We start from the raw sequence: 275 nt of genomic DNA on the forward strand, positions 1-275 counted from the left end.
AGGCTTGTAGCTCAGCTGGTTAGAGCGCACCCCTGATAAGGGTGAGGTCGGTGGTTCAAGTCCACTCAGGCCTACCAATTTTGATTGATACGTCGTTATTTAATCCCTCGCATAGTGAACTATGCGTCGGTCTTAAATGCCTAGTCTCAACCAAAATACGCTTGAACGAAGTGAGTCATTATGGCTACCACGTTACATGGGGCTATAGCTCAGCTGGGAGAGCGCCTGCTTTGCACGCAGGAGGTCTGCGGTTCGATCCCGCATAGCTCCACCAT

2 tRNA genes are annotated in these 275 nt (G+C 50.9%); both read left to right on the forward strand.

Annotated features, from left to right (window positions below):
• A tRNA-Ile gene (locus A3774_RS16090) sits at positions 1 to 77 on the forward strand.
• A gap of 121 nt (positions 78 to 198) precedes the next feature.
• Positions 199 to 274, forward strand: a tRNA-Ala gene (locus A3774_RS16095).
• Position 275: the final 1 nt, after the last annotated feature.

It is taken from the genome of Neptuniibacter marinus, assembly GCF_001597725.1.
Lineage (GTDB): Bacteria > Pseudomonadota > Gammaproteobacteria > Pseudomonadales > Balneatricaceae > Neptuniibacter > Neptuniibacter marinus.